Source organism: Agrococcus sp. ARC_14, from assembly GCF_022436485.1.
Classification (GTDB): domain Bacteria; phylum Actinomycetota; class Actinomycetes; order Actinomycetales; family Microbacteriaceae; genus Agrococcus.
The window spans coordinates 403,909-411,680 of record NZ_JAKUDO010000002.1; the positions used below are offsets into that span (position 1 = coordinate 403,909).

At 71.7% G+C, this 7,772-nt stretch carries 8 protein-coding genes; all 8 read left to right on the top strand.

The window, feature by feature from the left end; all coding sequences use genetic code 11:
- Window positions 1–7: 7 nt before the first annotated feature.
- Window positions 8–955 (top strand): sugar ABC transporter permease, encoded by a 948-nt coding sequence (locus MKD51_RS15210; protein ID WP_240241324.1) that lies wholly within the window; start codon window positions 8–10, stop codon window positions 953–955.
- Window positions 952–1,803 (top strand): carbohydrate ABC transporter permease, encoded by an 852-nt coding sequence (locus MKD51_RS15215; protein WP_240241325.1) that lies wholly within the window; start codon window positions 952–954, stop codon window positions 1,801–1,803. Before MKD51_RS15210 ends, MKD51_RS15215 begins: the two co-directional genes overlap by 4 nt.
- Window positions 1,804–1,805: 2 nt before the next feature.
- Entirely contained in the window at window positions 1,806–3,200 is a 1,395-nt protein-coding gene (locus MKD51_RS15220) for a glycoside hydrolase family 3 N-terminal domain-containing protein (RefSeq protein ID WP_240241326.1), read from the top strand.
- Window positions 3,197–4,087, top strand: coding sequence for an ROK family protein (locus MKD51_RS15225; RefSeq protein ID WP_240241327.1), 891 nt, complete (start codon window positions 3,197–3,199; stop codon window positions 4,085–4,087). The genes MKD51_RS15220 and MKD51_RS15225 overlap by 4 nt, the downstream gene beginning before the upstream one ends.
- Before the next feature lie 46 nt (window positions 4,088–4,133).
- On the top strand, window positions 4,134–4,853 hold the full coding sequence (locus MKD51_RS15230) for a hypothetical protein (protein WP_240241328.1): 720 nt from the start codon (window positions 4,134–4,136) through the stop codon (window positions 4,851–4,853).
- A gap of 117 nt (window positions 4,854–4,970) precedes the next feature.
- Window positions 4,971–6,038 carry a hypothetical protein gene (locus tag MKD51_RS15235; RefSeq protein ID WP_240241329.1) on the top strand — a complete coding sequence of 356 codons (1,068 nt, stop codon included), beginning with the start codon at window positions 4,971–4,973 and terminating at the stop codon, window positions 6,036–6,038.
- Window positions 6,039–6,118: 80 nt separating this feature from the next.
- A complete protein-coding gene (locus MKD51_RS15240; RefSeq protein ID WP_240241330.1) occupies window positions 6,119–7,576 on the top strand; it encodes a hypothetical protein in 1,458 nt (485 codons plus the stop codon).
- A 45-nt stretch (window positions 7,577–7,621) separates the two neighbouring features.
- Window positions 7,622–7,772, top strand: a 151-nt coding sequence (locus tag MKD51_RS15245; RefSeq protein WP_240241343.1) for a transposase, incomplete at its 3' end; no start/stop codon positions are given.

Consider the following 7,772-nt stretch of genomic DNA (forward strand, 5'->3'; position numbering starts at 1 on the left):
GACGGCGATGCTCGAAGTCGAGACCGTGGTCGCGCCGGCCCGCCCGCCGCGCGCACCGCGAGCCAGGAGGCGCGCCGGCGCCCTGCCACTGCTGCTGCTCGCGCCCGCGACCGCCGTCGTCGCCGCCGTGATCGGCTGGCCGCTCGTGCAGCTGGCGCTGCTGTCGTTCCAGGAGTTCGGGCGTGCGCAGGTGTTCGGGCAGCCCGCCGAATGGGTCTGGCTCGACAACTACATCGCAGTGCTGGGCGATGGCGTGTTCTGGGCGGTGCTCTGGCGCACCGTGGCCTTCGCGGCAGTCTGCGTCGTCAGCACGATGCTGCTGGGCATCGGGCTCGCGCTGCTCATGCAGCGGCTGCCGAAGCCGTTCCGCATCCTCATGAGCGTCGGGCTGCTGCTCGCCTGGGCGATGCCGGCGCTCACCGCGACGATCGTGTGGGGGTGGATGTTCGACACCGACTACGGAGTCGTGAACGGGATGCTGCGCGACGTGCTCGGGCTGGCCGACTTCGATCGCCGGTCGTGGCTGATCGACCCGCTGGGCTTCTTCACGGTGGCCACGATCGTGATCGTCTGGGGCGCGGTGCCGTTCGTCGCGTTCATGGTGTTCGCCGGCCTCACGCAGGTGCCGGAGGAGCAGATGGAGGCCGCCGCGCTCGACGGCGCGGGCCCGGTGAAGCGCTTCTCGGCCATCGTGCTCCCGCAGCTGGCACCCATCCTCGTCATCGCCACGATCCTGCAGCTGATCTGGGACCTGCGGGTGTTCACGCAGATCTTCGCTCTGCAGGACATCGGCGGCATCCGGGCTGAGACCTCGACGCTCGGGGTGTACATCTACCAGACCGCGATCTCCGGCGGCGACTTCGGCACCGGCGGCGCGCTCGCCATGATCACGATGCTCGTCATCATGCTGATCGCCTTCCCGCTCATGCGCCGGATGCTCAGGAGCGAGTCGTGAGGCGTTCGCCGCGGCGCCGCATCGCGACGGCGCTGTGGTGCGCGGTGGCGGTCTTCGTCTTCGTCTGCTCCACCTTCCCCGTCTACTGGATGATCAAGACATCCCTCACCCCCAACAACGAGGTGCGCAGCCGCGACCTGGAGCTGTGGCCGGCGAACCTGACGCTGCGCAACTACGAGACCGTGCTGTTCGATCCGGGCAGGACGCCGTTCCTGCCGGCGCTCAGCATGTCGCTGGTGGTGACGCTCGCGACCGTGCTGATCGCGGCGGTGCTGGCCTTCTTCGCGGCCGTCGCGATCTCGCGCTTCCGCTTCCGCAGCCGCACGGGCTTCATCGTGGCGGTCATCGCCATCCAGATGCTGCCGCTCGAGGCGATGATGGTCTCGCTCTACCGGGTGCTCGACAGCTGGCAGCTGCTCAACACCGCCATGGCGCTCATCCTCGTCTACGTGGCGACCGTGCTGCCCTTCACGATCTGGACGCTGCGCGGCTTCGTCGACGGCGTGCCGATCGAGCTCGAGGAGGCGGCCATGATCGACGGCTGCTCCCGCGTCGGCGCGTTCTTCCGGGTCACGTTCCCGCTGCTCGCGCCAGGGCTCGTCGCCACCGGCGTGTTCGCCTTCATCCAGGCGTGGAACGAGTTCCTCATCGCCCTGATCGTCAACACCCGGCCGGATCTCATGACCCTGCCGGTGTGGCTGCGCACCTTCCTCACCCTCAACGGCACCACCAACTGGGCGGCGATCATGGCAGGCTCGACCCTCATGGCCATCCCGGTCGTGATCTTCTTCCTCATCATCCAGGGCCGGATGGCCACCGGCATGGCGGCGGGGGCGGTGAAGGGATGAGCATGCTCGCAGACGCACGGGCCACGCTGATGCCAGGCTTCACCGGCACGACGCTGCCCTCCTGGATGGCCGCGCTGCTCGCCGACGGCCTCGTCTCCTGCTGCCTCTACGGCGAGAACGTGGTCGACCCCGCGCAGCTGCGGGGGCTGACGGATGCGATGCGCGCGGTGCGCGCGGATGTCATGGTCGCGCTCGACGAGGAGGGCGGCGACGTCACGCGCGTGCACTACGCCACCGGTTCGCCGTTCCCCGGCGCCGCCGTGCTGGGCCGCGCGGACGACCTCGAGTGGACGCGGACGGTCGGCGAGCGAGTCGGCGAGCACGTGCGCGCGATCGGCGGCACTCTCACCTTCGGGCCGGTCGCCGACGTCAACGTCGACCCCGACAACCCGGTCATCGGGGTGCGCAGCATGGGCGCGGATGCCGCGCTGACCGCACGCCATGTGGCCGCCTGGGTCGACGGCGTGCAGCGCACGGGCGTCGCGGCGAGCGCGAAGCACTTCCCGGGGCACGGCGACACGGCCGTCGACTCGCACGTGGGCCTGCCCGTCGTGCACGCCGATCTCGAGACGCTCCGCCGCCGCGAGCTGGCACCGTTCCGCGCCGCAATCGAAGCCGGCGTCGCCTCCATCATGACCTCCCACATCGTCGTGCCTGCGCTCGACAGCGTGCCGGCCACGCACTCGCGGGCGATCCTCACCGAGCTGCTGCGCGGCGAGCTGGGCTTCACAGGCGTCATCGTCTCCGACGCGCTCGACATGGTGGGAGCGAGCGGCGCCATCGGCATCCCGGAGGCCGCCGTGCGCGCGCTCGACGCCGGCTGCGACCTGCTCTGCCTCGGCACCGCGACCGGGCCGGAGGGGATCGCGGCCATCGAGCGCGCCGTGCTCGAGGCGATCGACAGCGGCAGGCTCGACGCGGCGCGCGTGCGCGACGCGGCCGAGCGCACGCGCGCGCTCGCCGCTGCCCATGCGGCGCCCATGCCGCTGACCGCGATCGGCGGAGCGAGCGACGACGACCTGGCGCGCATCCGCTCGACGTTCCTCGTGCGCGAGCGGGCGCAGCGGTGGCTGGCCGCGGGGCACCGTGCACCGGCTGTCGTGCGGCTCGAGCGGGCCGCGAACATCGCTGCGGGGGCTGTGCCGTGGGATCCCTTCGAGGGGTCGATCGTGGTCGAGCCGGGTGCCGTGCCGGAGCTCGCGCCGGGCCCCGTGATCGTGGTCGGCAAGGATCTCGCGCGTGGGCCGGAGGCCGACGCGACCATCGGCCCGCTGCGCGAGCAGCACGACGTGCTCGTGATCGACATGGGCTGGTCGAACGGCGACGGCGCAGACATCGCCACCTTCGGCGCCTCGCGCGCGTGCGGGCTGGCGCTGCGCGGGATGCTGGCTCGATGAGCTCGCTCGGCATCGACATCGGCGGCACGAAGACGGTGGCCGTGCTGCTCGAGCGTGGCGCAGTGCTCGCCTCGCACCAGGTCGCGACGCGACGCGGGGCGGGTGCGGTGGGATCGGCGGTCGAGGCGGCCGAGCACGTGCTCGTCGCGACCGGCACCGAGGTCGCGTCGCTCGAGGGCGCGGGGCTGGGCGTGCCAGGCATCGTCGGCGACGACCGCACGAGCGTGCGCAGCGCCGTCAACCTCGGCATCGACGCGCTCGACATCGGCGCGGCCGTCGGCGGCAGGCTGGGGATGCGCATCACGGTCGACAATGACGTGCGAGCGGCCGTGCTCGGGGCGAGGCACCTGCTCGGGGAGCGCGCGGAGGCCGTGGCCTTCGTCGGGCTCGGCACCGGCATCGCCGCCGGCATCGCGCTCGGCGACCGGGTGCTGCGCGGCGCGAGCGGCGCGGCGGGCGAGATCGGGCACATACCGGTGCCCGGCGCGGTCGAGACCTGCCGCTGCGGCCAGCTCGGCTGCCTCGAGACGATCGCGGCGGGATGGGCGATCGCACGGCGGTGGGACGGTCCCGTGCCGGCGGCGAGCATGCTCGCCGCCGCACGTGCGGGCGATGAGCGGGGCATGCGCGAGTGGGATGACTTCACCGGAGCGCTCGCGCACGCGATCCGCAGCCTCGTGCTCACCACGGGGGTCGACGCCGTGCTCATCGGCGGCGGTGTGAGCGGGCTCGGTGCGCCGCTGCTCGACGGCCTGTGCGACCGGCTCGCAGGCTGGGCTGCGGACTCGGCGCTCCTCAGGGCGCTCGACGTGCCTGGACGCATCCGACTGCTGCCGGAGGGCGCGCAGCCCGCGGCTGTCGGGGCGGCGATCCTCGGGCTCGGGTGACACGCCGCAGTTGACAATGATCGAACATACGTTCGATCATTGAGGGGTGAGCACGCCGATCTCTGCACGACTCGAGCGCCGCACGGGGGAGGACCGCACGGCGACCGTCGAGGCGCTGCGCGAGCGGTTGCGCGGCATGCAGCAGGCGGAGCCCCAGCACGCGTCGCCGACACTCGATGAGGCCGCGACCGCGGGGCTGGATGAGGTGGTGCAGTGGCTGCGCGCTGGCAGGGCCCACAGCATCGAGTCGCGCAGCCTCGCGCTCGCGTGCATGGGGGCCGCCATGCCGGCAGGCGCGTGGGGTGCGATCGTCGGCATGCCGGATCTGGGCATCGAAGCCGCGCGCGACCTCGGCGTGCCCATCGATCGCGTGGCGCTCGTGCCGCATCCTGGCCGCTCGTGGCTCGACGTGGTCGCGAGCCTGGCGGAGGCGATGCCGGTGGTGCTCGCCGCCTCGCCCGGCAGGGTGGCGCCCACCGATGCCGCCCGGCTCGCGGCGCGGCTGCGGCAGGCGTCGTCGACGCTGCTCATCGCCGGGCCATGGCCGAACGCCGCGACCGTCGTGCGCAGCGTGCGCGCCGACTGGCAGGGGCTCGACGACGGCGACGGCAGGATCGCCGCGGGCAGCATCGTGGTCGAGACCGTGGCCGGTGGCGCGCCGAGCTTCGCGCGCATCCCGATCGCTGGCGACGCTGCTGCCGCCGCGGCTGTCGCTGCTGCAGCACGGGAGTCGGGCGACGAGCTGCTGCATCAGCCGGCGGCGTAGGCGGCGTCGCGGCGCTGTCCCCCAACCTGGGAGACCCCTGAGATGCATTGCCCTCTCGCGGGTCCGGGCGTAGCGTGACGACCACCAGCCAAGAAGGTCACGACTTCGGAGGCGACCATGGAGGCGACCGCAGCCCGCAGGCAGCACCGCCTGCTGCGCGTCGCGGTGGCGAGTGGCGCTGCGGCCATCGGTGCCGTCGCATTCGCCCTCCTGGCAGGTGGATCCCCGGCCAGCGCCGCCGACGACCGCGACGACCGCGGTCTGCTCGGCGGCATCACCCAGGGCCTCGGCGAGACCGTCGGCGCCGTCACCGCACCCGTCAGCAGTACGGTACGAGCGGTCACCGCTCCCGCCAGCGAGACCGTGCGCACGGTGACCGAGCCCGTTGCCGCTGTCGTCGAGCGCGTCGAGCCCGTCACCACCCCCGTGCGCGAGACGGTCGCGGTTGTCATCGCCCCCGTCGAGCAGCTCGTCGCGCCGATCGTGGAGCCCGTCGAGGCAGTCGTCGCGCCCGTGACCACGGCACTCGAGCCGGTCACCGACCCGGTCGCCGGTGCGTTGGAGCCCGTCGCAGAGCTGCTCGCGCCCGTCGGGGATGTGCTGGAGCCAGTCACGGATGTGCTAGAGCCAGTCACGGATGTGCTGGAGCCGGTGACGGGGCCGATCGACGAGGACGTCGATGGAGTGACCTCGCCCACGCCGCAGCCCGCTCCCACCCCCGCGGAGCCTGCGCCAACCCCCGCGCCCACGCCTGATCGCTCCCCGGTGACCACCCTGCCGACGCCGGTCGATGACGCGGCCGGAGCCGACCCATCCGCACCGGCCGTCGACGACCAGGCTGTGCCGACCGCTGCACGGGCAGTGGCACCCGCTGCGCCATCGCTGAGCGCACTCGTCGCGGCCGCGATCTCAGCCGCGAACGATGAGCCCGCGACCATCGTGGCCGTTCCGGTGCCGAGCGTCGACGAGCAGCCGGTCGATCGCGCCGTGCCGATCGAGCCGACGTCACCCGCCGCGGTGCCTGCACCTGCTGGCGCGAGCGGCTCTGCGACCGGAGCGGCATCGCCCGCCGCTGACACCCAAGCCCACCTGCTGCCCGAGCTCTCGGGCGGGCAGGTCGGTGCGATCGAGCACGATCGCACGCCTCTCTCCATCGTCGAGGAGCACACCGCCAGTCCTGACTGACCGATCCAAGGTCGCGCTCGCGCGACACGCGGCCGTCCCGGAGCGGGATGGCGGATCTCTCAGACAGGAAAGGCAGAACGATGAACAAGCTCGTGTGGCGAGCGCTGTGCACAGCAGCGCTCGCGGGTGGCCTCTGGGCCGCCGGCACTGGAATCGCCAGTGCAGCAGAGACCGACGGCACCGATGCCATCGGCTCAGGAAACCAAGCGGTGGTGGATGTCTCACTGCCGGTGACGATCACCGGCACATCGATCGGCGTGCTCGGCGATGCCGAGACGACGGATGCGTCCTCGACGTCGACCACATCGGCCGACACACCGTCGGCAGACGTCTCGACCTCCGGGATCGGCGGCGTGCTCTCGGGCACGACGCCGCTCGTAGCGGTCGACGTGCCAGTGACGATCGCGGGCAACGCGATCGGCGTGGCAGGCGATGCGACGAGCGAGAGCTCGACCGCGGAGGCGAGCTCGGCGGGCAGCGGCGAGGCGGCGGCAGCGTCGACCTCGGGTGACGACAGCCTGCTCGGTGGCACGCAGGCCGTGGCTGATGTCGCGGTGCCGGTGGCTATCGGCGGGAACGCTGTCGGTGTGCTCGGTGACGCGACCAGTGATGGTTCGTCGACGGAGTCGGGCACCGCATCCGGAACTTCGGATGGGGCCTCGACCTCGGGAGACGACAGTGCGGTCTCTGGCACGCAGGCTGTGGCTGATGTCGCGGCTCCGGTGGCCGTCGGCGGGAACGCTGTCGGTGTGCTCGGGGATGCGACCAGCGATGGTGCGTCGACGGAGTCGGGCACTGCATCCGGAACCTCGGATGCGGCCTCGACCTCGGGTGACGACAGTCTGCTCGGTGGCACGCAGGCCGTGATCGACGCTGCGGCGCCGGTCGCTGTCGGTGGCAATGCTGTCGGTGTGCTCGGTGACGCGACCAGTGATGGCGCGACCACCGAGTCGAGCACCGCATCCGGAACGTCGGATGCTCCGGTGACATCGGGCGATGACGGTGTGGCCTCTGGGTCGCAGGTCGTCGGTGATGTCGCTGCTCCGGTGGCGGTCGGCGGCAATGCTGTCGGTGTGCTCGGTGACGCGACCAGCGATGGTGCGTCGACTGAGTCGGGCACTGCATCCGGAACCTCGGATGCGGCCTCGACCTCGGGTGACGATGGCCTCCTTGGTGGCACGCAGGCCGTGATCGACGCTGCGGCGCCGGTCGCTGTCGGCGGGAACGCTGTCGGTGTGCTCGGGGATGCGACCAGCGATGGTGCGTCGACGGAGTCGGCGACTGCATCTGGTTCGTCGTCGGATGCTCCGGTGACGTCGGGTGATGATGGTGTGGCCTCCGGGTCGCAGGTCGTCGGTGATGTCGCTGCTCCGGTGGCGGTCGGCGGCAATGCTGTCGGTGTGCTCGGTGATGCGACCAGCGATGGTGCGTCGACTGAGTCGGGCTCCACATCCGGAACGTCGGATGCGGCCTCGACCTCGGGTGACGACAGTCTGCTCGGTGGCACGCAGGCTGGGGTCTGCTGCACGGACAGGTGACACCTGATCTGTGGTGCCGTGAGGTGCCGCTGGGAGGATGTCATCATGCCCAAGCCCTACCCGCGCGAGTTCCGTGAGGACGTCGTGCGCGTCGCTCAGAACCGCGAGCCCGGTGTTCCGTTGCGTCAGATCGCGGCCGACTTCGGGATCAGCGAGACCTGTCTGCAGAACTGGGTCCGCCAGGCCGCGATCGAAG

Excerpts from the sequence above, each read along its gene's own strand:
- MKD51_RS15235 (WP_240241329.1), top strand. The coding sequence starts at position 4,971 with ATGGAGGCGACCGCAGCCCGCAGGCAGCACCGCCTGCTGCGCGTCGCG.
- MKD51_RS15225 (WP_240241327.1), top strand. The coding sequence starts at position 3,197 with ATGAGCTCGCTCGGCATCGACATCGGCGGCACGAAGACGGTGGCCGTG.
- MKD51_RS15210 (WP_240241324.1), top strand. The coding sequence starts at position 8 with ATGCTCGAAGTCGAGACCGTGGTCGCGCCGGCCCGCCCGCCGCGCGCA.
- MKD51_RS15240 (WP_240241330.1), top strand. The coding sequence starts at position 6,119 with ATGAACAAGCTCGTGTGGCGAGCGCTGTGCACAGCAGCGCTCGCGGGT.
- MKD51_RS15220 (WP_240241326.1), top strand. The coding sequence starts at position 1,806 with ATGCTCGCAGACGCACGGGCCACGCTGATGCCAGGCTTCACCGGCACG.